The sequence below is a fragment of the Curvibacter lanceolatus ATCC 14669 genome (assembly GCF_000381265.1).
Taxonomy (GTDB): Bacteria; Pseudomonadota; Gammaproteobacteria; order Burkholderiales; family Burkholderiaceae_C; genus Curvibacter; species Curvibacter lanceolatus.
This window is the reverse complement of the sequence record NZ_KB906259.1, coordinates 136,681-159,853: the sequence shown is the minus strand read 5'-3', so window position 1 is coordinate 159,853 and position 23,173 is coordinate 136,681. Positions and strand designations below refer to the sequence as shown.

Below are 23,173 nucleotides of genomic sequence, written 5' to 3'. Positions count from 1 at the left end.
CTTGGGTCAGTCGCACAAGAGGGATCGAAAAATGAACAGACACATTCCAATGGGCCGCTCGTCTCAGCGCGGCATGTCCTTCATCACGCTGGTGCTCCTGGCAGCGTTGATCATCTCGGTTTTCGTTGTGGGTGCCCAGGTGGTTCCCACGGGCATTGAATATGTCGCGGCCAAGCGTGCCATTGACCGGGCCAAGACAGGCAACACGGTGGCCGAGATCCAGCAGGCGTTTGACCGCTCTGCGGCCATCGACGACATCACATCGATCACGGGCAAAGACCTCGACATTCGAAAGAACGGTGACAAAGTCATCGTCTCTTTCGCCTATGTCCGTGAAATTCATCTCATCGGGCCAGCTTATCTGGTCATGAAATACAGCGCGCAGACCAACTAGGTGGACCCTCGACTTCAAACCCTGCAGCAGAAGCTGCAACACACATTTGCGGACCCGAAGCTGTTTCAGCGGGCGGTGACCCACCGCAGTTTTTCCGCCGACCACAACGAGCGTCTTGAATTCCTGGGCGACTCGGTGCTCAACCTGGCGGTGTCCAGCCTGCTGTACCGGCGCCTGGGCACCTTGGCCGAGGGAGATCTGTCGCGCACGCGGGCCAACCTGGTCAAGCAAGACACGCTGCACCAGTTGGCGCTGGACCTGGACTTGTCCGGCGTGCTGCGCCTGGGCGAGGGGGAAGCCCGTTCCGGCGGGCAGAAACGCCCCTCCATCCTGGCCGATGCCGTGGAAGCCCTGATCGGCGCGGTGTTCCTGGATGCCGGATATGGTCCGGCCGAGGCCCTGGTGCACCGGCTTTACCAGGCCGTGGAGATCAACCCACAGATGCAAGCCATGGGCAAGGATGCCAAGACGGGCTTGCAGGAGTGGTTGCAGGCCCGCAAAATGAAAGTGCCGTCCTACCGCGTGGTGCTCACCACGGGGGTGGCGCATCGCCAGACCTTTGATGTCGAGTGTGAAATTCCCGAACTGGGCCTGACCGAGCGAGGCATCGGCGGCTCCCGGCGTGCCGGCGAGCAGGCCGCCGCAGCAGCGATGCTGCTCACCCTGAAAGCGAAATACAAATGAACGACGCTACAAAGCCTGTAGCCGGCCCGAACGCCGACCTCGAAGCCATGCTGGCTGCCGCCAAGCCCGGCGCTGCCCCCGTGACCGCCGCTGACGTGGTGGCGGGTGCCGCCCCTGTCGAAGGCCAGCGCTGTGGCGTGATCGCCATCGTGGGCAAGCCCAACGTGGGCAAATCCACGCTGCTCAATGCCCTGATCGGCCAGAAGATCAGCATCACCTCGCGCAAGGCGCAGACCACACGCCACCGCATCACCGGCATCCGCACCCTGGGGCAGACCCAGTACGTGTTTGTGGACACCCCCGGCTTCCAGACCCGCCACAGCACGGCACTCAACAAGTCGCTCAACAAGACGGTGATGGGCGCCATCGGTGATGTGGACCTGGTGCTGTTCGTGGTCGAGGCCGGCAATTTCACCCTGGCCGATGCCAAGGTGCTGTCTCTGCTCAAGCCCGGCATCCCGGCGCTGCTGGTGGCCAACAAGCTCGACACCGTGAACCGCCGCGCCGAGTTGGCGCCCTGGCTCAAGAGCATGCAGGAGCGCCATCCCTTCAACGAGTTCGTGCCCATGTCGGCCAAGAACAAGGGCGACATCGAGCGCCTGTTCGGCATCTGCGAGAAATACCTGCCCGAGCAGGCCTGGTTCTATGGCGCCGATGAGCTGACCGACCGCAGCGAGAAGTTCCTGGCCTCCGAAACGGTGCGTGAAAAGCTGTTCCGCTTCACTGGCGATGAGCTGCCCTACACCTCCACCGTGGTCATCGACAAGTTCGACGAGGAAAAGAGCAAGACCCACAACCGCATGCTGCGCATCTCGGCCACCATCGTGGTCGAGCGTGATGGTCACAAGGCCATGGTGATCGGTGACAAGGGCGAGCGCCTCAAGCGCATCGGCACCGAAGCCCGGCAGGAGCTTGAAAAACTCATGGACGCCAAGGTGTTCCTGGAGCTGTGGGTCAAGGTCCGCTCGGGCTGGGCCGACGATGAAGCCCGCGTGCGCAGCTTCGGCTACGAGTAAGCGACCCCCACCGTGGCGCCCCCGAAGCGCATTGCAGACGAACCCGCCTTTGTTCTGCACCGCTACGACTGGAGTGAGTCCAGCCTGATCCTCGAGGTCATGACCCGGCACCACGGCCGTCAGGCCCTGGTGGCCAAGGGCGCCAAGAAGCCCACCTCCAACTTCCGCCCGGTGCTGCTGCCCCTGCAGCCGCTGCGCCTGGGCTACAGCCTGTCGCCCGATGCTCAGGCCGAGATCCACACCCTCAAAGCGGCCGATTGGGTGGGCGGCCACATCATGCCCACGGGCGATGCCCTGCTGTCGGGCTATTACCTCAATGAACTGCTGATGCGCCTGCTCGCGCGCGACGACCCGCATCCGGGCCTGTTCGATGCCTATGCCGCCGTGGTGCGGGTACTGGCCAGTGAACATGGCGAGGCTTTGCAGCCTGTGTTGCGGGCCTTCGAACTGGTGCTGTTGCGCGATTTGGGCCTGCTGCCCGCGCTCGACCAGCAAACAGCGACGCTGACACCCTTGAGCGCCAAGGGGCTGTATGTGCTGGTGCCTGAAGGCGGCCTGCGTGAAGCGCAGGCCCAGGAGCGCGGCGGCCTGCCTGGGGCCTGGTGGCTGGCCTTGCAGCGGGCCCTCGATGAGCCTGCGCCGCTGGCCGCCACCTTGCGCGCCAGTGCCGATGGCACGGCCGAGCTCAAACACCAGCTTCGGGCCTTGCTCCACTACCATTGCGGTTCGCGCATCCTGCGCACCCGGCAACTCATGATCGACCTGCAAAACCTATGAACGCTGCGACCTCTTCCCTGCATCCGCTCACCGCCCTGTCGGTCAACCTCAACAAGGTGGCCCTGGTGCGCAACACCCGGCATCTGGGCATCCCCAGCGTCACCCGGGCCGCCGAGCTCTGCCTGCAGGCCGGTGCCGCCGGCATCACCGTGCACCCGCGCCCTGATGAGCGCCACATCCGCGCCGGTGATGTGGGCGATCTGGCCGCCCTGCTCGAGCAGTGGCCACAAGCCGAGTTCAACATCGAGGGCAATCCTTTCCACAACCTGATGGAGCACGTGCGTGAGTTTCGTCCGCACCAGGCCACTTTTGTGCCCGACAGCGAAGGCCAGTTCACCAGCGACCATGGCTGGAGCTTCCCGCAAGATGCCGGCCGCCTCAAGCCTTTGATTGACGAAGCCCATGCCCTGGGCGTGCGGGTCAGCCTGTTCATGGACCCGATTCCGGAGGCCATGGCGGCCGCCCGTGCCATCGGGGCAGATCGTGTCGAGCTCTACACCGAGACCTGGGCCCGTGCCTTTGGCACCCCGGATGAAGCCCGTGTGCTGGCGCAGTTTGCCGACACGGCGCGGGCTGCGCTTGCGGTCGGCCTGGGGCTCAATGCCGGGCATGATCTGTCACGCGACAACCTCAGCACCTTCCTGCGTGGGGTGCCGGGTGTGCTGGAGGTCTCGATCGGCCACGCCTTGATCGCCGATGCCCTGGAGCTGGGCTACGAGGCCACCGTGCGCGACTACCTGCGCTGCATTGTGGCCGCTCAGCCAAGCTGATCCCCGAGGCTGGCCATGATCTACGGCATCGGGACCGATATCTGCGACGTGCGCCGCATCCAGGCCAGCCTGGAGCGGCATGGCGATCGCTTTGCCGAGCGGGTGCTGGCACCTGCCGAGTTGCAAACCTGGCGCGAACGCACCGAGCGCTGGCCCGAGCGCGGCGTGCGCTACCTGGCCACCCGTTTCTCAGCCAAGGAGGCCTTCAGCAAGGCCGTGGGCATGGGCATGCGCATGCCCATGACCTGGCGCTCGTGCGAGATTGCCAAACTGCCCAGCGGGCAGCCGGTGATCGTGCTGCACGACGAGCTCAAGACCTGGTTTGAGTCGCGTGGCCTGCGCGCCCATGTCACCGTGACCGACGAGACCGACTACGCCGCCAGCTTTGTGGTGGTGGAGCACACCCCGCCAGGCCCTGCCGCCGCGGCCTGAATCCCGCTTCTTTTTCTGTTTTCCGTTGGAAGAACCTGCACCATGTCCGACCATGCCCCTCTGATCCTTGACGTCGCCGGCACCGAACTCAGCGCCGCGGACCGCCGTCGCCTGGCCCACCCCTTGACGGGGGGGGGGTGATCCTGTTCTCGCGCAACTGGCAAAGCCGGGCCCAGTTGCTGGCCCTCACCAGTGCCATCAAGGCGGTGCGCGACGACTTGCTGATCTGTGTGGACCACGAAGGCGGGCGCGTGCAGCGCTTTCGCTCGGATGGCTTCACCCACCTGCCGCCCATGCGCGCCCTGGGCGAGCTGTGGATGAAGGACGGCAAGGGCGGCCCAGGCAGCGGTGCCCTGGCGGCCACCAACGCCGCCACGGCGGCGGGCTACGTGCTGGGCAGCGAGCTGCGTGCCTGCGGTGTGGATTTCAGCTTCACCCCCGTGCTGGACCTGGATTGGGGTGAAAGCGGTGTGATCGGCGACCGGGCCTTCCACCGGGATCCGCGCGTGGTGGCCCTGCTGGCCAAGAGCCTCATGCATGGTTTGCTGCAGGCGGGCATGGCCAATTGCGGCAAGCATTTCCCTGGCCACGGCTTCGTCAAGGCAGATTCGCACACCGAGATCCCGGTGGACAAGCGCAGCCTCAAGGCCATCCTGGCTGACGATGCCGCCCCCTATCCCTGGTTGTCGAGCACGCTCACCAGCGTCATGCCCGCACACGTGATCTACCCCAAGGTGGACCGCCGCCCAGCAGGCTTCTCCAGCCGCTGGCTGCAGGAGATCCTGCGCCGGCAACTGGGCTTTGATGGTGCGATCTTCAGCGACGACCTCAGCATGGCCGGCGCCCGGCTGCTGGATGGCCGCGAGGTGAGCTACACCGAGGCGGGCGTGGCGGCCCTGACTGCAGGCTGCGATCTGGTGCTGTTGTGCAACCAGAGCCTGGGTGATGGCAGCGCCGTGGATGAACTGATCGAGGGCCTGGCCCAGGCGCAGGCTGCAGGCCTCTGGCGCCCCAGCCAGGACAGCGAGTCGCGCCGACTGGCGCTGCTGCCCGAGACCCTGCCGCAGGCCTGGGATGAACTGATGCTTCAGCCGGCCTACCTGAACGCACTGGCCCTGCTGCCTTGAACAGGGCCCGACCGGCCAGCGCGCTCGCCGGCCAGGGGCTGGGCGGCGTTCTCAGCCTTGCAGGTGTTCCACCGTGTCCATCTGGAACTCAAAGCTGAAAAAGCGATTGCGCCCCTGGGCCTTGGCGGCGTAAAGCGCCTCGTCCGCCCGCATCAGCATGCCTTCAGGGCTGGTGGAGTCATCGGGCAGGCAGGTGGTGATACCGCCCGAAATCGTCACCCAGGGTTCGGTGGGCGAGTCGGGGTGGGCCAGCTTCAGGCTGCGCAGCATCTTGGCGCAGGCCCGGGCAAAGGTCATGGCCCCCGATTTGGGGGTGTCGGGCAGGATCAGGGCGAATTCTTCACCACCGTACCGGGCCGCCACATCCGAAGGGCGCTTGCAGATCGTGCTGAGCATGGCCGAGATCTTCTGCAGGCACAGGTCGCCTTCCACATGGCCCAGGCTGTCGTTGTAGCGCTTGAAGTGGTCGATGTCGCACAGCATCAGCGTCAGGGGCTTGTTGTCACGCCGTGCCTGGCGGATTTCGGTGTACAGCAGCCTGTCCAGGCCGCGGCGGTTCACCAGACCGGTCAACGGGTCGCGCTCGACCAGTTCGTTGAGCTTCTGGTTGGCGAGGTTCAGTTCCTCGGTCACTGCGACCAGGCGCCGCTGCATGCCCAGCAGGCGCTGCATGGCCCGCAGCTTGGCGGCCAGCACGGTCGAAGTCACAGGCTTGATCAGGTAGTCATCGCCGCCTGCCTCGATGCCGCGCCACAGGTCTTCATCGCGGTCCATGCCCGACAAAAAGATGATGGGCGTCCAGTTGCCTGGTTCGCTGTCGCGGATTTTCTGGGCGGTCCAGTAGCCGTCGTGCCCGGGCATGCGGATGTCGAGCAGCACCAGGTCGGGGCGCTTGGCGGCGAACACCTCCAGCGCCTCCTCAGCAGACCCGGCTTGCCACACGGTCTGAACGCCCACCTGCCTGAGTTCCAGTGCCAGCGCCAGGCGGATGGCTTCCTGATCGTCGACCACCAGCACCGTGAAAGGGCTTCCGTAAGAAAGAGGCATGTTGGGTCTCGCTTCAAGCATTCGATCTTGGGTGCCATGCTAAAGGGCTTTGTGGCGCCTTCAACTGTCGAATTCGGTATTTCTACCTGCTTTTACTGTCCCGACACTTCTGGGGGGCGTGTTGCCCCCCCGAAATCAAGCCTCGCGGCGCAGCGCCGGGAACAGGATCACGTCCCGGATGCTGGGGCTGTCGGTCAGCAGCATCATGAAACGGTCGATGCCGATGCCGCAGCCACCGGTGGGCGGCAGGCCGTATTCGAGGGCACGCACAAAGTCGTGGTCGAAGAACATGGCTTCGTCGTCACCACCATCCTTGGCGGCCACTTGGGCATGGAAGCGGGCGGCCTGGTCTTCGGCATCGTTGAGCTCGGAGAAGCCGTTGCCGAACTCACGGCCGGTGATGTAGAGCTCGAAGCGCTCTGTCACTTCAGGGCGCTGATCGTTGGCGCGGGCCAGCGGCGAGATCTCGGTCGGGTGCTCCATGATGAAGGTGGGCTGCCACAGCTTCTCTTCGACGGTTTCCTCGAACAGCAGCACCTGCAGGCTGGCCAGGCTGCGGCCGCTGAGCTTGTTCTTCTCTTCCGACAGACCGATCTTCTTCAGGCTCTGGATCAGCCAGGCCGCGTCGTCCACCTGCGCATCGGGGGTGTGCTTGAGGATGGCTTCACGGATGGTCAGGCGCTCGAAGGGCTGGGCCAGGTCCACGGCCTTGCCCTGGTAGGTGAGTTGCAAGGTGCCGACAGACTTCTGGGCCGCGTCGCGGATCAGGGCTTCGGTGAAGCTCATCAGGTCCTGGTAGTTCCAGTAGGCCGCATAGAACTCCATCATCGTGAACTCGGGGTTGTGGCGCACCGAGATGCCTTCGTTGCGGAAGTTTCGGTTGATTTCAAACACGCGCTCGAAGCCACCGACGATCAGGCGCTTGAGGTAGAGCTCGGGCGCGATGCGCAGGTACATCTCCTGGTCCAGCGCGTTGTGGTGCGTCACAAAGGGCTTGGCATTGGCACCACCCGGGATCGGGTGCAGCATGGGGGTTTCCACTTCCAGGAAGCCGTGCTGCACCATGAATTCGCGGATGCCGCTCACGGCCTTGCTGCGCGCCGCAAAACGCTTGCGGGCGTGTTCATCGGTGATCAGGTCGACGTAACGCTGACGGTACTTCTGCTCCTGGTCGCTCATGCCATGGAACTTGTCGGGCAGCGGGCGCAGGCTCTTGGTCAGCAGGCGCAACTGGGTCACGTGGATCGACAGCTCGCCGGTCTTGGTCTTGAACAGGGTGCCCACGGCGCCCACGATGTCGCCCAGGTCCCAGTGCTTGAAGGCGGCGTAATGGGCCTCGCCCAGGGCATCGCGGGTCACGTAGAGCTGGATGCGGCCGGTGGCGTCCTGCACGGTGGCAAAGCTGGCCTTGCCCATGACGCGCTTGAGCATCATGCGACCGGCCACGCTGACCGTCACGGGGCGGGCCGTCAGGTCTTCGGCCTCGGAGTGGCCATAGGCCGCATGCAGGGCGTCGGCGTGGTGTTCGGGCTTGAAGTCGTTGGGGAAGGCCACACCTTCACCGCGGGCCTGGGCTTCGCGCAGGGCTTTGAGCTTTTCGCGGCGCTCTGCGATCAGCTGGTTGTCGTCCTGGGCGGGGTTGGCGTGCGCGGTGTGTTGGTTTTCAGACATGGAATGCGTTCGTTGAACGGGTCAAATGGGGGTCGCTAAGGACCAAACCGCGTATTTTAGTTTTTTGCCGGCGCCTTGGTACAGCTGGATGCGGATTCGAGGGGCCTGGGCCTGCTGCTTGCGGCAGATCCCATGGTTTGCAGGGCTGCTGTCAGGGCGCTGCCGTGCAGCGTTGATAATTCGCTGCGTGCGGCATTGCACGTCACCAAGGGTTCTGCTCCGATCATGCTTTATCAAATCGCTTCACTTTTGCTGGATGTGGTGGCCGGTCTGTTCGGCGGTGCTTGTCTGTTGCGTTGGTACATGCAACTGCAGCGCGTGCCCTTCGGCAACCCGGTGGGTCGGATGGTGTTCGCCCTGTCCGACTGGCTGGTGCTGCCCTTGCGCCGGGTGGTGCCTTCGATCGGGCGCTGGGATGTGTCCAGTCTGCTGGGCGCCTGGTTGATCGAGCTGCTGCAATTTCTGCTGCTGTGGGCCTTGCTGGGCGGGCAGGCCAGCCTGGTCAGCCTGCCGGTGCTGGCTGCCTTCGGGCTGCTCAAGCTGGCCCTCACGGGCATGACGGGGCTGGTGATCGTGTTTGCCATCCTGTCCTGGGTGCAGTCGCCCAATCCGATGTTCCATGTGCTGCAGCGCCTGTGCGACCCCTTGCTGACGCCGTTTCGGCGCTTCATCCCCTTGGTGGGCGGGGTGGATCTGGCGCCGCTGGCCTTGCTGGTGGCCCTGCACATCGGCAACCTGGTGCTGGGTTATGTGCAGGCCTCGGTGCTGATGGGCTTCTGATGGGGTTCTGATTCAGCGCAGCCACTGCAGGGCCAAGCCGGCCAGCAGGGCCGCCCCGACCACGGTCATCACGCCCATCTTGAAGCGGATCAGGGCAGTCAGTGCTGCCAGCCCTATCACGGCGGCAGGCCATTCAAACGGCCCCTGCCAGCCGGCGGGCCACAGCACGTGCCAGGCAAAGAACAGCGCCAGGTTGAGGATCACGCCCACCACCGCCGCGGTGATGCCCGTCAGCGGCGCCGTGAAGTGCAGCTTGCCATGGGTGGATTCGATGAACGGCCCACCCAGGAAAATGAACACGAAGGACGGCAGAAAGGTGAAAAAAGTCACCACGCCAGCCCCCGCCACACCGGCCGCCAGCAGCGCGTCTGAGCCATACAGCGACTGACCCCAGCCGCCCACAAAGCCCACAAAAGACACCACCATGATCAGCGGGCCGGGGGTGCTCTCACCCAGGGCCAGGCCGTCCATCATCTGCGTGGCACTCAGCCAGTGGAATTGCTCGACCGCCCCCTGGTAGACATAGGGCAGCACCGCATAGGCCCCGCCGAAGGTCAGCAGGGCCGCCTTGGTGAAGAACCAGGCCATCTGCGTGAGTGGGCCCTCCCAGCCTTGCAGGGCCACCAGACCTCCCAGCGCCAGCGCCCACAACGCCAGGCCCCCCAGCAGCACGCGCGCGAAGCCGCCCCAACTGAAGCGCGCGTGGGCGGGCGTGGGTGTGTCGTCGTCGATCAGTGCCGGGGCATGCTGTGCCTGCTGGGCACTCGCGTGGCCGCTCCCCAGGCTGAAGGCTGCCGGTGCCCAGCGCCCGCCAAGGTAGCCGACCACCGCTGCGCCCAGCACGATCAGGGGGAAGGGCAGGTTCAGGGCAAAGATGGCAACAAAGGCCGCCAGCGCAATCAGGCGCAAGGGGGTGTTCTTGAGGGCACGCCCGCCGATGCGGTGCGCTGCGGCCAGCACGATGGCGGTCACCGCCGGCTTGATGCCGTACAGGGCGGCTGCCACGGCGGGCGTGCTGCCAAAGCGCATGTACAGCCACGACAGGACCATCAGCAAGAGCAGCGAAGGCAGCACAAACAGCCCGCCTGCCACCAGCCCGCCCCAGCGCCGGTGCAGCAGCCAGCCGATGTAGGTGGCCAGTTGCTGGGCCTCGGGTCCGGGCAGCAACATGCAGTAATTGAGGGCGTGCAGAAAGCGCTGCTCTGAGATCCAGCGCCGTCGCTCGACCAGCTCCTCGTGCATCATCGCAATCTGCCCGGCCGGGCCGCCAAAGCTGATGCAGCCCAGCTTGAGCCAGTACAGCAGGGCTTGCCAGAAGCTGGGCGGGATGGGGCGGTGTGTGTCGGCGTCTGTGGGTTGGTCCATGGCGGCGTTGAGCTCTCGTGCAATGGGCCCCAATAGGGCCTCATGCAGGCCTGAAAAAGCAAAAGGCCTTCAAGAAGGCCTTCTGGATGGGATGGACGTCGCTGGTTCAGAGCACGGCGTCGGCCGGCTGGCGCTGCAGCATGGCCAGCGCGCTGGCCACGGTCTTGCGCAGTTCCCGGCGATCGCAGATGAAGTCGACAGCACCCTTGGATTGCAGGAACTCGGCCCGCTGGAAGCCCTCAGGCAGGGTCACCCGCACGGTGGATTCGATCACGCGCGGGCCGGCAAAGCCGATCAGGGCCTTGGGTTCGGCGATCACGATGTCACCCACAAAGGCGAAACCGGCGCTCACGCCACCCATGGTCGGGTCGGTCAGCACGCTGATGTAGGGCAGGCCCTTCTTGGCCAGCCGCGTCAGGGCAGCGTTGGTCTTGGCCATCTGCATCAGGGACAGCAGGCCTTCCTGCATGCGGGCGCCACCTGTGGCCGTGAAGCACAGGAAGGGCACCTTTTGCTCGATGGCGGTCTCGACACCGCGCACAAAGCGCTCGCCCACCACCGAGCCCATGCTGCCGCCCATGAAGTCGAATTCAAAGCAGGCTGCGACCAGGTTGATGCTGTGCACCGAGCCGCCGATCACCACCAGGGCGTCGGTTTCGCCGGTGTTCTCCAGGGCCTCTTTCAGGCGCTCGGGGTACTTGCGGCTGTCCTTGAACTTGAGGGCGTCGACCGGGATCACCTCCTGGCCGATTTCGTAGCGGCCTTCGGCATCGAGGAAGGCATTGAGCCGGGCCCGGGCGCCGATGCGGTGGTGGTGACCGCAGGTGGGGCAGACGTTCTGGTTGTGTTCCAGATCGGTCTTGTACAGCACCGATTCACAGCTGGGGCACTTGATCCACAGCCCTTCGGGCACACTGCGGCGCTCGCTGGGGTTGGTCTGTTGGATCTTGGCCGGTAGCAGTTTTTCGAGCCAGCTCATGCGTTTCTCCTTGGTGCCAGGGGCTTGTTCAGGCCTGGCTTTGGTTCAGTGCCGATCGGACGCCGGCGAGGAAGCTGCTGCACTGGGCAATCGCTTCTTCGCGTGGCAGGTCTTCGATCAGCTGGATGATCTTGCTGCCGATGACCACGGCATCGGCAACGCGGGACACCGCGACAGCGGTCTGGGCATCACGGATGCCAAAGCCCACGCCAACCGGGATTTTGACATGCTTGCGGATCTTGGGCAGCGCCGCCTCCACCGCGTCGGTGTCCAGGTGGCCCGCCCCCGTCACGCCCTTGAGTGACACGTAGTACACATAGCCGGTGGCCACCTCGGCCACTTGCTGGATGCGTTCGTCGGTGCTGGTGGGGGCCAGCAGGAAGATCAGGTCCAGGCCGGCCGCTTTGAGGCGGGTGGCGAAGTCGCGGCATTCCTCGGGCGGGTAGTCGACGATCAGCACGCCATCCACGCCAGAAGCAGCGGCGTCGCGGATGAAGGCGTTGTCACCGTGCTTCTGGTCGTAGCGCTCCACCGGGTTGGCATAGCCCATCAGCACCACCGGGGTGCGGTTGTCGCGCTCGCGGAAGGTTTTGACCATGGCCAGCACCTGGGCCGTGCCGATGCCGAAGGTCAGGGCCTTCTCACCGGCACGCTGGATCACCGGGCCATCGGCCATCGGGTCCGAGAACGGCACCCCCAGCTCGATGATGTCGGCCCCGGCAGCCGCCATGGCGTGCATCAGGTCGGGGGTGATGTCGGCTTGCGGAAAACCAGCCGTCACATAAGGGATCAGGGCCTTTCGACCTTGGGCCTTCAGGGCCTGGAGGGTTGCTTCGATTCGGCTCATTTCACCACCTGCATGACTTGTTCGGCGCCTTTGACGGATTGGCCGCGGCAGCTGGGGCGGCAGAAGAACTCGGCCTGGCTCAGGTCGGCCACGGTGCCGATGTCCTTGTCGCCACGGCCCGACAGGTTGACCAGGATGGATTGGTCGGGTCGCATGGTCTTGGCCAGCTTCATGGCGTAGGCCACGGCATGGCTGGATTCGAGCGCGGGAATGATGCCCTCGGTGCGGCACAGGTAATGGAAGGCGTCGAGCGCTTCGCGGTCGGTGATGCCCACGTACTCGGCCCGGCCGATGTCCTTCAGGTAGGCGTGCTCCGGGCCCACGCCGGGGTAGTCCAGGCCGGCACTCACGCTGTGGGTTTCGGTGATCTGGCCGTTGTCGTCTTGCAGGATGTAGGTGCGGTTGCCATGCAGCACGCCCGGGCTGCCCTTTTGCAGCGAGGCCGAGTGCTTGCCGCTGTCCAGCCCTTCGCCGGCGGCTTCGACACCGATCAGGCGGGTTTTCTCGTGCGGGATGTAGGGGTAGAAGATGCCCATGGCATTGCTGCCACCCCCCACGCAGGCCACTACCACGTCGGGCTGCTCGGCGGCCATCTGCAGGTGCTTGAACAGGGCCGGCATCTGGGTCAGGCACTCTTCACCGATCACGCTCTGGAAGTCGCGCACCATGGCAGGGTAGGGCGCCGGGCCTGCCACCGTGCCGATGATGTAGAAGGTGTTTTCGACGTTGGTGACCCAGTCACGCATGGCTTCGTTGAGCGCGTCCTTCAGGGTTTTGCTGCCCGAATCGACCGGTACCACCTTGGCACCCAGCAGGTGCATGCGGTACACGTTGGGGCTTTGGCGCTTGACGTCTTCGCTGCCCATGTACACCACGCATTCCAGCCCATAGCGGGCGCAGATGGTGGCGGTGGCCACGCCGTGTTGGCCGGCACCGGTTTCGGCAATCACGCGGGGCTTGCCCATGCGCTTGGCCAGCATGGCCTGCCCGATGGTGTTGTTCACCTTGTGGGCGCCGGTGTGGTTGAGGTCTTCACGCTTGAGGAAGATCTGCGCGCCGCCCATTTCGCGGCTCATGCGGGCTGCGTGGTAGACCGGCGAAGGGCGGCCGACGAAGTGGGCCAGCTCGTAGCGGAATTCGGCCAGGAAGGCCGGGTCGTGCTGGTACTTGGCGTAGGCCTCGCGCAGCTCGGTCAGCGCATGGGTGAGGGTTTCGCTGGCAAAACTGCCGCCATAGGGGCCGAAATGCCCGGAGGCATCAGGTTGTTGGTACTCGAACATGTTGAAAACTCTTTGCAAGTTGCTCGTCGGCCGCACGCACGGCGGTGACGAACTGGAAGATTTTTTCGGGTGACTTGATGCCCTTGGACACCTCGACCCCCGAGCTCACATCAACGGCCAGCGTGGGGCAACGCGGGCGCACTTGCAAGATGCCATCGGTCACGTTTGCAGGCGTGAGTCCACCAGACAAAACGAGGTGAGAGCTGACGTTTGGTGGAAGAAGTGACCAATTGAATGTTTTGCCGCTGCCACCGTAGCCGTCGACATGGGCGTCGAGCAGGATGGCACTGGCTTCTGAGTAATCTGCCGCGTATTTTACGAGGTCGAAGGCCTGGGCCTCCGGTCCGAGAGGAATTCGTGCTGCTTTGACCCAATTGCGCCCGGCGGGGCCTGCAGCGGCCAGGCAGTCTGCCTGGCTTTCATCGCCATGAAACTGCAGCAGTGCGCCGGGCACTTGAGCGCTGGCCGCCTGAACCTCTGCGGCGGGCGCATTGACGAACAGCAGCACCGGGGTCACGAAAGGCGGCAGCCGTCGCGCCAGTTCGGCCGCGCGGGCCGGGCTCACAAAGCGCGGGCTGGGCGGGTAGAGCACAAAGCCCACCGCGTCGGCCCCGGCGGCCACCACGGCATCCAGGTCTTCTTCACGGGTGATGCCGCAGATCTTGATGCGGGTGCGGTGCAGTGGGGGAAGGGGCGGGTTCATGGCAGCCAATCATAGGCGGGGGTGCGCTCGGGCAGGCCCCATTGAGGGCCATAGACCGGCCCTGCGAAGTACAGCCCGTCGGGCGAGAAGGTGGGGGCTGCCGCATCGCGTGAGCGCGCTTCCAGCACCTGGGCCATCCACTCGGGCGGCTTGAGGCCCTGGCCGATCATCAGCAGGCAACCCATGATGTTGCGGATCATGTGGTGCAAAAAGGCATTGCCCTCGAACTCGAAGCGCCAGTAGCAGGGCTCGAAGCTGTGGCGCGTGTCGGCGCTGCCGTCGTCGATGGGGCGCCCGGGGCGGCGGTGAATGTGGACGTGGTAGAGCGTCTTGACAGGGGTCAGCGCCTGGCAGGCCGAGGCCCTGAAGGAGCTGAAATCATGCTCGCCCACCAGCAATTGCGCGGCCTTGTTCATGGCTTCGTGGTCGAGCTTGCGGAACACCCAGCCCACGGCACCGGCTTCCAGGCTGGGCCGCACCGGCGACTGCAGCACCACGTACACGTAGCGTCGCCGCAGTGCGCAGGCCCGGGAGTGGAAGCTCTGCGGCACATGCCGAGCCCATTGCACTGCGATGTCGGACGGCAAAAAGGTGTTGACGCCCCGCACCCAGGAGAAATCAGGCCGGTCGGCATGGGTGTCGAAATGCACCACCTGCATCAGACCGTGCACGCCCGCATCGGTGCGGCCGGCACACAGGGTGACGATGGGGCTGTCCACGAAGCGCGCCAGGGCTTTCTCAAGCGCATCCTGCACGGTGGGCACGGTGGGCTGGCTTTGCCAGCCCGCATAGGCACGCCCCTGGTAGCTCACACCCAGGGCCATGCGCACGGGGGGCCTGGGGTCGGTCGGCTGGGCCTTCAAGCCAGTTGCTCGAGCAGGCGCTCGGCTTTGGTCTTGAGCGCCCCGGTGGCCTCGGCGATCACTTCTTCCACCAAGGCCCGGGCACCGTCGGCGTCGCCAATGGCGTTGAACTCTTCGGCCAGCGCTAGCTTGGTGGCCAGCGGGTCTTCTGGGTGGATGTCGAGTTCGTCATCGTCATCTTCCAGGTCCAGTGTGGGTTCCACCTGGGGCGCGGGATCGGAAATCTCTGGCAGGGGCTCGGGCAACGGGGTGACCTGGGTTGGCTCCACGGTCTTTTCGAGTTCCATCGACAGCGAATCGAGGTCGAACTCGATCATGCCCGAGTCGGGGGCTGCCGCGACCTCGGATTCAACCGGGGTGAGGCGTGCCGGCTCGGTGGCATTGCTGCTGGGAAAATCAAGTTCCTCGGTGAGATCAATGCTGATGTCATCCGATGGGGGCAGAGGCGCGTCCTCGGGCTCCAGAACGGCAGCCGGTGGCGGTTCAAGGTCCAAGTTCAGGTCGCCAAACGGATCATCCGAGGGCAGGGGTGCAGGAGCGGGTTGCGACGGAGCATCGTCCAGTGGCAGGTCCAAATCGAGGTCCAGATCCAGGTCCGGGCTGAGAGGTTGGGTCGGGGCCGAGAACGGCACGGACGTGGGGCCCTCCCGAGGAGCCGTCGCTTCAGGCAAGCCACCATCGGTGTACAGCGGGTTGGTTGGGTCCAACTCATGGCCCAGCTCGCGGATGCGGTCCCATTCGGGGGCATGGCCCTGGGTGAGTTTGAACGCCTCCAGCGCCGTGGCGTTGACCGCCACCACGTCACGCCGCTTGGCATAGATTTCAACGAGCTTGGCGTGGATGGCCGCGCGGTTGGGATTGATCTTCAGGGCTTCCTTGAGGATCTCTTCAGCTTGCAGGTCCCGCCCATAGGCCAAGTAGACATCGGCTTCGGCCACGGGGTCGACGTCACCTGCATCCAACTGACTGGGCGAATACGCCATGGACGAGGAGCCATTGGTCGAGTCATTGGTGTCAATTCGCTGCCCCCCGCTGGCTCCGAAGAACGAGTCAGGTTGCAGCTTGCTTTCCAGGAATGAGCTGTCCACATGGTTGGCGCGGCGCCGCTTGATGAATCGGTAGGCCACCAAGCCCGCCAGCAGGGCCAGGATGCCGCCGCCTGCAGCGGGAATCAAAGGATCATCACCCAGGAAGCTCAAAAGGCCGGCCTCTTCTGGAGGCGCTGGCGCCACCGGGGGGGCTGCAGGTTTGGGGGGGGGCGGCGGAGGTGCTTTCGGTGCCTCGGGGGCTGGGGTGGGTGTGGGTGCCGTGACCGCAGGTGCTGCGGGGGGGGCGGAGCATCTGCGGCAGGTGCAGGTGCAGGTGCAGGTGCAGGTGCAGGTGCAGGTGCAGAGGCGCTGACTTTGTTCAAGTCGGCCAGGTTCTTGTTCAGCTCAGCGGTCCGCTCGGCTTGTGCCTTGGCTTGCTTTTCTTCAGCAATCTTTTGCTCGGCGGCGGCGTCGCCCTTCTTCGCTTCCAGTGCGCCCTTGGACAAAGTGAGCTTGTCGGGTGCGGCCGTGGCAGGTTTTTTTTCTTCGACCTGGGTCTGAACCTGTCCACTGGCACTGCGTTCGGCGGCGGCGACCTTCACCTGAGGGGCCTGATCTGCCAGCTTGCGCCGGAAATCGTTGAAGTCGCGGCTTTGCGCCTGGATGATCTGGCGTGCTTCTGCGGCTGGCACCGACTCGGCACTGGCGTTGTCCGGCAAGGCCAGCACGGCGCCGGCCTTGATGCGATTCACATTGCCGTGCAGGAACGCATCAGGATTGGCCCGCATCAGAGCGACCAGCATCTGGTCGAGAGAGACCTGCGGCTGCTTGATGCTGGCGGCAATGCGCCCGGCAGTGTCGCCCTGCTTGACCGTGAGTGTGTCTGCAGGCGGCGACAGGGGCCGGGCCGGGGAAGGCTTTGCCACCACAGCAGGTGCGATCGGACGATTGGGGGCCGGTGGAGGCGATGCGGGTTGAGGGGCCAGCACCACGGGTGGGGCGGACCGAGCCGGCGGGGCCGAGGCCTGCGCCGGGTTGATCGGGCTGGAGGGGGCCTGGCGTGCTGCCGGCGGATCAAACAACAGGGTGTAGTCGCGCACGATGCGACCCGATGCCCAGTTCGCTTCCAGAATCAGGTCGAGAAACGGATCGTTGATGACGCGGTCGCTTTTGATTTGCAGAAAGGCGCGCCCGTCAGCTCGGCGCACCACGTCGATGTTCATGCCCGAGATGGCAGGGTTGTATTCAAAGCCGGCCGCTCTGAAGGCTGATGAGTTGGCTGGTGTGGCCTTGAGGCTGTCGAATTCCGCGCTGGTGATATCGGGCAGTTCAATGTCGGCGCGCAAGGGTTCGCCCAGGGCGGACTGAACCGTCAGCTTGCCCAGCGTCAGTGCCTGGGCGTCAACGCCCCACAGGCCGGCCGAGCAGAGCAGCAGAGCTGCCAGGGCCGTGCATTGCCAACGATTCTTGCTTGCGGGGTTCTTCATGCCTTGGCGCTCGGGAGCAGGTTGCATGGCAAATCTTTTTTCAACATTTGTAACTTGTCCCGAACTCAAATAGTGAAAAAGCACCATAGCATCAAGGCCTTATGCTGACAAGCTGACGTGCCTTGGAAGCTTGCGGCACGCTTTGAGGTCTGCTAACGGAGCCGCCCGGACGTTGCCAATTGACAACGTCCGGGCGGTTTCGTTTGGTTACCTTTGTAAATAGATCACGCGTCCAACAGGATGCGCAGCATGCGGCGCAGCGGCTCTGCAGCACCCCACAGCAACTGGTCGCCGATGGTGAAGGCGCCCACGTACTCCGGGCCCATGGCGAGCTTGCGCACGCGGCCCACGGGAATCGTCAGGGTGCCGGTCACGGCCACCGGGGTCAGGTCCTTGATGGTGGCTTCACGGGTGTTGGGGACCACCTTGGCCCAGGGGTTGTCGGCGGCGATCATGGCTTCGATGTCGGCCACGGGCACGTCCTTCTTGAGCTTGAAGGTCAGGGCCTGGCTGTGGCAGCGCATGGCACCCACGCGCACGCAGAAACCGTCGACCGGGATGGCGGGGGCGTTGAAGCCTTCACCGATGCCCAGGATCTTGTTGGTCTCGGCCATGCCCTTCCATTCTTCGCGGCTGACGCCGTTGCCCAGGTCCTTGTCGATCCAGGGGATCAGGCTGCCACCCAGGGGCACGCCGAAGTTGGCAGTTTCAGCTTCGCTGAGGCTGCGCTGCTTGGCGATGACCTTGCGGTCGATTTCCAGGATGGCGCTCTTGGGGTCGTCCAGCAGGTTGCGCACTTCGGCGTTCAGGGTGCCGAACTGGGTCAGCAGCTCACGCATGTGCTGAGCGCCGCCGCCCGATGCGGCTTGGTAGGTCTGGGTGGACATCCATTCGACCAGGCCTGCCTTGTACAGCGCGCCCACACCCATCAGCATGCAGCTGACGGTGCAGTTGCCGCCCACCCAGTTGTTGCCGCCCTTGGCGAGCGCGCTCTGGATCACGGGCAGGTTCACCGGGTCCAGGATGATGACGGCGTCGTCCTTCATGCGCAGCGTGGAGGCCGCGTCGATCCAGTGGCCGTTCCAGCCCGCTGCACGCAGCTTGGGGAACACTTCGGTGGTGTAGTCGCCGCCTTGGGCGGTGATGATGATGTCGCAGCGCTTGAGGGCTGCGATGTCGTAGGCGTCTTGCAGAACGGTTTCGTTCTTGGCTTGCGCGGGGGCCTTGCCACCGGCATTCGACGTCGAGAAGAAAACGGGTTCGATCAGGCCGAAGTCGCCTTCAGCCGTCATGCGGTCGATCAGCACCGAGCCGACCATGCCGCGCCAACCCACCAAACCTACAAGATTACCTACCTTCATCACATTGCCCTTTCAGAAAAATGAAATCTTCTTCACCCCGGCTCGTCGGGCCGGGGAGGGCGTGACGAACCGGGCTACTGCTTAGCCTTTAATGGTCGTCTTGGTCATGGCGGCCACCACGGCATCACCCATCTCGCGGGTGCTGACCTTGGTGGTGCCTTCCGAGTAGATGTCAACGGTTCTGAGGCCAGCAGCCAGCACCGATTGCACCGCGGACTCGATTCGGTCGGCGGCTTCGGCTTGGTTGAGGGAGAAGCGGAGCATCATGGCAGCGGACAGTATTGTAGCCAAAGGATTGGCGATGCCCTTGCCCGCGATGTCGGGGGCGCTGCCGTGGCTCGGTTCGTACAGGCCCTGGTTGCTCGAATTCAGGCTGGCCGAGGGCAGCATGCCGATGGAGCCGGTCAACATGGCCGCTTCGTCGGACAGGATGTCGCCGAACATGTTGCCGGTCACCACCACGTCGAATTTCTTCGGCGCCTTGACCAGTTGCATGGCCGCGTTGTCGACGTACATGTGGTCGAGTTCCACGTCGGGGTACTGCTGGCCCACTTCGATCATGATGTCCTTCCAGAACTGGAAGGTTTCGAGCACGTTGGCCTTGTCCACGCTGGTCACGCGCTTGCTGCGCTTGCGGGCCGCCTGGAAGGCCACATGGGCGATGCGTTCCACTTCAGGGCGCGAGTAGCGCATGGTGTCGAAGGCTTCTTCGGCGCCGGGGAAGTGGCCGTCCACCGCGGTGCGGCGACCCCGGGGTTGACCGAAGTAGATGTCGCCCGTCAGCTCGCGGATGATCAGGATGTCCAGACCGGCGATCAGCTCTGGCTTGAGGCTGGAGGCGCCCACGAGCTGCTCGTAGCAGATGGCGGGGCGGAAGTTGGCAAACAGGCCCAGGTTCTTGCGCAGGCCCAGAATGGCCTGCTCAGGGCGCAGGGGGCGGTCGAGCTTGTCGTATTTCCAGTCGCCCACGGCGCCGAACAGGATGGCATCGGCCTCTTTGGCCAGCTTCAGGGTCGATTCGGGCAGCGGGTGGCCGTGGGCCTCGTAGGCGGCGCCGCCCACCAGGGCGGTTTCGGTTTCAAACTGGAGGTCCAGCACGTTCAGGACCTTGACGGCCTCGGCGACGATTTCTGTGCCAATGCCGTCACCCGGCAGGATTGCGATTTTCATGGGATGGATCAGGGTGAGGCCGACCTGGGTCGGCCTGGGTTGAATTCGTTAAATGAGGCGGGCGATCAGCCGATCATGGTCTGGGCCAGCCAGGGCTTCTGGGCCAGGCGTTCGGCCTCGAACAGCTTGATCTTGTCGGCGTGACGCAGGGTCAGGCCAATGTCGTCCAGGCCGTTGAGCAGGCAGTATTTGCGGAAGGCATTGACCTCGAACGGGATTTCTTCGCCTTGCGGGCGCACGATGACCTGGCGTTCCAGGTCGATGGTGAGCTGGTAGCCCGGGAAGGCCAGCACGGCATCGAACAGTTGCGCCACGGTGCTTTCGGGCAACACGATGGGCAGCAGGCCGTTCTTGAAGCTGTTGTTGAAGAAGATGTCGGCAAAGCTGGGCGCAATGATGGCGCGAAAGCCGAACTGGTCCAGGGCCCAGGGCGCGTGCTCGCGTGAGGAGCCGCAGCCAAAGTTCTTGCGGGCCAGCAGCACCGAGGCGCCGGCATAGCGCGGCAGGTTCAGCACGAAGTCGGGGTTGGGCTTGCGGCTGGCCGGGTCCTGGCCGGGCTCGCCGTGGTCCAGGTAGCGCCATTCGTCAAACAGGTTGGGGCCAAAGCCGGTCTTGCGGATCGACTTCAGGAACTGCTTGGGAATGATCGCGTCGGTGTCGACGTTCTCGCGGTCCATCGGGGCCACGATGCCCTTGTGTACGGTGAATTTTTGCATGATGAGTCAGGGCCTTGTGGCTTACTTTTTGGCCGCGTTTTCGATTGCCGAGCCGGCTTTCTGGACGTCTTCGCCCAGGCCCTTGACGGTGTTGCAGCCCATCAGGGCCACCAGGGCAGACAGGGTCAGGAAGGTGGTGATGCGGTTCATGGCAAGGGTCTCCTTCTGGGTCAGGCGAATTGGCGGATGTCGACGAAGTGGCCGTGCACGGCGGCGGCGGCGGCCATGGCCGGGCTCACCAGGTGGGTGCGGCCACCGGCGCCCTGGCGGCCTTCGAAATTGCGGTTGCTGGTGGAGGCGCAGCGCTCGCCGGGCTCCAGGCGGTCGGCGTTCATGGCCAGGCACATCGAGCAGCCGGGTTCGCGCCATTCAAAGCCGGCGGCCTTGAAGATCTGGTCCAGGCCTTCGCGCTCGGCCTGTTCCTTCACCAGGCCGGAGCCGGGCACCACCATGGCCACCAAGATGTTCTTGGCCACTTTCTGGCCCAGCTTCTTCACCACGGCAGCGGCTTCGCGCATGTCTTCGATGCGGCTGTTGGTGCACGAGCCGATGAACACCTTGTCGACAAAGATGTCATTGATCGGCTTGCCGGGCTCCAGCCCCATGTAGGTCAGGGCGCGTTCGATGGCGCCGCGCTTGTTGGCGTCTTTTTCCTTGTCGGGGTCGGGGATGCGGGCGTCCACGCCCAGCACCATTTCGGGCGAGGTGCCCCAGGTGACCTGCGGCACGATCTGCGCCGCATCCAGCTCGACCACGGCGTCGAACGTGGCGTCAGCGTCGGAGTGCAGGGTCTTCCAGTAGGTGATGGCGTGTTCCAGCTCGACGCCCGAGGGCGCCAGCGGGCGGCCCTTGACGTAGTCGATGGTCTTGTCGTCCACCGCCACCAGACCGGCGCGTGCGCCGGCCTCGATGGCCATGTTGCACACGGTCATGCGGCCTTCCATGGACAGGGCACGGATGGCCGAGCCGGCAAACTCGATGGTGTAGCCGGTGCCGCCTGCCGTGCCGATCTTGCCGATGATGGCCAGCACGATGTCCTTGGCGGTGACGCCCTTGGCCACGTTGCCTTCCACCTTGATCAGCAGGTTCTTGGCCTTCTTGGCCAGCAGGGTCTGGGTGGCCATCACGTGTTCGACTTCGCTGGTGCCGATGCCGTGGGCGAGCGCACCGAAGGCGCCATGGGTGGAGGTGTGCGAATCACCGCAGACCACGGTCATGCCCGGCAGGGTGGCGCCGTTTTCGGGGCCGATCACGTGCACGATGCCCTGGCGCTTGGACATGAAGGGGAAGAAGGCCGCAGCACCGAATTCCTTGATGTTGCTGTCCAGCGTGGTGATCTGCTCTTTGCTGATCGGGTCGGTGATGCCGTCGTAGCCCAGCTCCCAGCCGGTGGTGGGGGTGTTGTGGTCGGCGGTGGCCACGATGGAGCTCACGCGCCAGACCTTGCGGCCGGCCTCGCGCAGGCCTTCAAAGGCTTGCGGGCTGGTCACTTCGTGCACCAGGTGGCGGTCGATGTAGAGCACGGCGGTGCCGTCTTCTTCGGTGTGGACGACGTGCTCGTCCCAGATCTTGTCGTAAAGGGTGCGTCCCATGGTGGTCTCTGGTCTTTCGTGAGGAGGGTGATTTTAGGCGGGCAGGGGCTCGGCAGGCAGGGCGGTGCCCACCATGCCGGCCGCATGGGGTAGTGGCGGCGGGCTGCTGGCCCGCAGGTGGTCGGCCAGCAGGCGGGCGGTCATGGGCAGGGCCTGGAAGTCGCGGGCCACGATGCGCAGTTCGCGGTGGGCCCACTCGTCTTTCAGCGCCACGGCCTGCAGCTGGCCAACGCCTTGCATCAGGGCAAAGGCCCGGTCGGGCAACACGCCCACGCCCAGGCCGTTGTCGATCATGCGGTACATGGCATCCAGCCCGGTGACCTGGATGCGCAACTTCAGCGCGCGCCCGGCGCGCGCTGCGGCCTGCTGCATGGCCAGGCTGATGCTGCTGTTGGCGTGCAGGCCCACGATGTCGTGGTCGAGCACGTCGGCGAAGTGGGCGCTGTCCTGTTGGGCCAGCGGGTGATGTTGCGGCACCACCAGCACCAGGCGGTCTTCCCGGTAGGGCAGGGTCTGCAGCGGCGTGCCGGTGCTGGCCTGATCTCGCACGTGGCAGATGCCCAGGTCGGCGGCCCCCTCGGTCACAGCCTGCATGACGTCCGGGCTCAGGTGTTCTTCGAGGTCGATCTTGATCTGCTCGTGCTGGCGGGTGAAGGCGCCCAGGTCTTCGGGCAGAAACTGCACGATGGCTGAAATATTGGCGTGGATGCGCACGTGCCCGCGCACCCCATCGGCGTATTCGCTCAACTCGCCCTGCATCTTCTCCAGGCCATACAACACGGTGCGGGCGTGGTGCAGCAGGCTCTCGCCAGCCGGGGTCAGGCGCACGCCGCGGCTGTGCCGGTACAGCAGCTGGGTGTCGACCGTGGCTTCCAGGTCGCTCAGGCGCTTGCTGACGGCCGAGGCGGCGATGAATTCGCGCTCGGCGGCCTTGCCGATGCTGCCCAACTCGCAGACGGCCACGAACAGCTGCAGCGAGGTCAGGTCGATTCGGCGGGCAAAGTTGCGCTCAGAGCTTTTCATGGGGTGTTTTCATCTCGGATTGAGATGTGATGCGTATTTTCCTTGGGATTTTAGGCCTTTG

General features: G+C 64.8%; 23 protein-coding genes and 1 pseudogene. 8 read left to right on the top strand and 16 right to left on the bottom strand.

Annotated elements, in window-relative coordinates:
• Positions 1-31 precede the first annotated feature (31 nt).
• The 7 genes and pseudogenes from F624_RS0114370 to nagZ all read left to right on the top strand — a co-directional run bounded on the left by F624_RS0114370 (position 32) and on the right by nagZ (position 5,200).
• Positions 32-394 (top strand): DUF4845 domain-containing protein, encoded by a 363-nt coding sequence (locus F624_RS0114370; protein ID WP_031255034.1) that lies wholly within the window; start codon positions 32-34, stop codon positions 392-394.
• Complete coding sequence (rnc, locus tag F624_RS0114365; RefSeq protein ID WP_019575012.1) at positions 395-1,078, top strand: ribonuclease III; 684 nt, start codon at positions 395-397, stop codon at positions 1,076-1,078. It abuts the gene before it with no gap.
• Positions 1,075-2,094, top strand: coding sequence for a GTPase Era (era, locus tag F624_RS0114360; protein WP_027475744.1), 1,020 nt, complete (start codon positions 1,075-1,077; stop codon positions 2,092-2,094). Before rnc ends, era begins: the two co-directional genes overlap by 4 nt.
• Positions 2,095-2,106: 12 nt before the next feature.
• Complete coding sequence (gene recO, locus F624_RS0114355; RefSeq protein ID WP_019575010.1) at positions 2,107-2,871, top strand: DNA repair protein RecO; 765 nt, start codon at positions 2,107-2,109, stop codon at positions 2,869-2,871.
• A complete protein-coding gene (locus tag F624_RS0114350) occupies positions 2,868-3,641 on the top strand; it encodes a pyridoxine 5'-phosphate synthase (protein WP_019575009.1) in 774 nt (257 codons plus the stop codon). Before recO ends, F624_RS0114350 begins: the two co-directional genes overlap by 4 nt.
• A gap of 15 nt (positions 3,642-3,656) precedes the next feature.
• Positions 3,657-4,073, top strand: a complete 417-nt coding sequence (gene acpS / locus F624_RS0114345; protein ID WP_019575008.1) for a holo-ACP synthase — start codon at positions 3,657-3,659, stop codon at positions 4,071-4,073.
• A 42-nt stretch (positions 4,074-4,115) separates the two neighbouring features.
• Positions 4,116-5,200: pseudogene (gene nagZ / locus F624_RS32530) on the top strand (beta-N-acetylhexosaminidase).
• Positions 5,201-5,251: 51 nt separating this feature from the next.
• On the opposite strand, the gene F624_RS0114335 reads toward nagZ, so the two are convergent.
• Positions 5,252-6,268 carry a GGDEF domain-containing response regulator gene (locus F624_RS0114335; RefSeq protein WP_051107404.1) on the bottom strand — a complete coding sequence of 339 codons (1,017 nt, stop codon included), beginning with the start codon at positions 6,266-6,268 and terminating at the stop codon, positions 5,252-5,254.
• A 114-nt stretch (positions 6,269-6,382) separates the two neighbouring features.
• Complete coding sequence (lysS, locus tag F624_RS0114330; protein ID WP_019575006.1) at positions 6,383-7,918, bottom strand: lysine--tRNA ligase; 1,536 nt, start codon at positions 7,916-7,918, stop codon at positions 6,383-6,385.
• Between the two features lie 225 nt (positions 7,919-8,143).
• On the opposite strand from lysS, the gene F624_RS0114325 reads away from it, so the two are divergent.
• Positions 8,144-8,698: a YggT family protein gene (locus tag F624_RS0114325; protein WP_031255032.1), complete on the top strand. Its 555-nt coding sequence runs from the start codon at positions 8,144-8,146 to the stop codon at positions 8,696-8,698.
• Between the two features lie 12 nt (positions 8,699-8,710).
• Here F624_RS0114325 and chrA read toward each other — a convergent pair whose 3' ends face one another.
• From chrA to F624_RS0114260, 14 genes are all read right to left on the bottom strand, one after another.
• Positions 8,711-10,063 (bottom strand): chromate efflux transporter, encoded by a 1,353-nt coding sequence (gene chrA, locus F624_RS0114320; protein ID WP_031255031.1) that lies wholly within the window; start codon positions 10,061-10,063, stop codon positions 8,711-8,713.
• A gap of 106 nt (positions 10,064-10,169) precedes the next feature.
• Entirely contained in the window at positions 10,170-11,042 is an 873-nt protein-coding gene (accD, locus tag F624_RS0114315) for an acetyl-CoA carboxylase, carboxyltransferase subunit beta (protein WP_019575003.1), read from the bottom strand.
• A gap of 28 nt (positions 11,043-11,070) precedes the next feature.
• Complete coding sequence (trpA, locus tag F624_RS0114310; protein WP_019575002.1) at positions 11,071-11,889, bottom strand: tryptophan synthase subunit alpha; 819 nt, start codon at positions 11,887-11,889, stop codon at positions 11,071-11,073.
• On the bottom strand, positions 11,886-13,169 hold the full coding sequence (gene trpB, locus F624_RS0114305; protein WP_019575001.1) for a tryptophan synthase subunit beta: 1,284 nt from the start codon (positions 13,167-13,169) through the stop codon (positions 11,886-11,888). The genes trpA and trpB overlap by 4 nt, the downstream gene beginning before the upstream one ends.
• The gene (locus F624_RS0114300) at positions 13,147-13,872 is read right to left on the bottom strand and encodes a phosphoribosylanthranilate isomerase (protein WP_019575000.1); all 726 of its coding nucleotides are present in this window, start codon (positions 13,870-13,872) and stop codon (positions 13,147-13,149) included. The genes trpB and F624_RS0114300 overlap by 23 nt, the downstream gene beginning before the upstream one ends.
• Entirely contained in the window at positions 13,869-14,702 is an 834-nt protein-coding gene (truA, locus tag F624_RS0114295; RefSeq protein WP_019574999.1) for a tRNA pseudouridine(38-40) synthase TruA, read from the bottom strand. Before truA ends, F624_RS0114300 begins: the two co-directional genes overlap by 4 nt.
• Before the next feature lie 29 nt (positions 14,703-14,731).
• The gene (locus tag F624_RS36390; RefSeq protein ID WP_342663587.1) at positions 14,732-15,934 is read right to left on the bottom strand and encodes a motility hub landmark protein FimV; all 1,203 of its coding nucleotides are present in this window, start codon (positions 15,932-15,934) and stop codon (positions 14,732-14,734) included.
• Positions 15,931-17,277 carry a type IV pilus assembly protein FimV gene (locus F624_RS36385; protein ID WP_342663586.1) on the bottom strand — a complete coding sequence of 449 codons (1,347 nt, stop codon included), beginning with the start codon at positions 17,275-17,277 and terminating at the stop codon, positions 15,931-15,933. The genes F624_RS36390 and F624_RS36385 overlap by 4 nt, the downstream gene beginning before the upstream one ends.
• A 197-nt stretch (positions 17,278-17,474) precedes the next feature.
• Entirely contained in the window at positions 17,475-18,611 is a 1,137-nt protein-coding gene (asd, locus tag F624_RS0114285) for an aspartate-semialdehyde dehydrogenase (RefSeq protein WP_031255030.1), read from the bottom strand.
• Between the two features lie 81 nt (positions 18,612-18,692).
• Entirely contained in the window at positions 18,693-19,781 is a 1,089-nt protein-coding gene (gene leuB / locus F624_RS0114280) for a 3-isopropylmalate dehydrogenase (protein WP_019574997.1), read from the bottom strand.
• 65 nt (positions 19,782-19,846) lie between these two features.
• The gene (leuD, locus tag F624_RS0114275) at positions 19,847-20,497 is read right to left on the bottom strand and encodes a 3-isopropylmalate dehydratase small subunit (RefSeq protein ID WP_019574996.1); all 651 of its coding nucleotides are present in this window, start codon (positions 20,495-20,497) and stop codon (positions 19,847-19,849) included.
• A gap of 21 nt (positions 20,498-20,518) precedes the next feature.
• A complete protein-coding gene (locus F624_RS0114270) occupies positions 20,519-20,647 on the bottom strand; it encodes an entericidin A/B family lipoprotein (RefSeq protein ID WP_019574995.1) in 129 nt (42 codons plus the stop codon).
• A gap of 20 nt (positions 20,648-20,667) precedes the next feature.
• Positions 20,668-22,089, bottom strand: coding sequence for a 3-isopropylmalate dehydratase large subunit (leuC, locus tag F624_RS0114265; protein ID WP_019574994.1), 1,422 nt, complete (start codon positions 22,087-22,089; stop codon positions 20,668-20,670).
• Positions 22,090-22,122: 33 nt separating this feature from the next.
• A complete protein-coding gene (locus F624_RS0114260) occupies positions 22,123-23,112 on the bottom strand; it encodes a LysR family transcriptional regulator (protein ID WP_019574993.1) in 990 nt (329 codons plus the stop codon).
• Between the last annotated feature and the right edge of the window lie 61 nt (positions 23,113-23,173).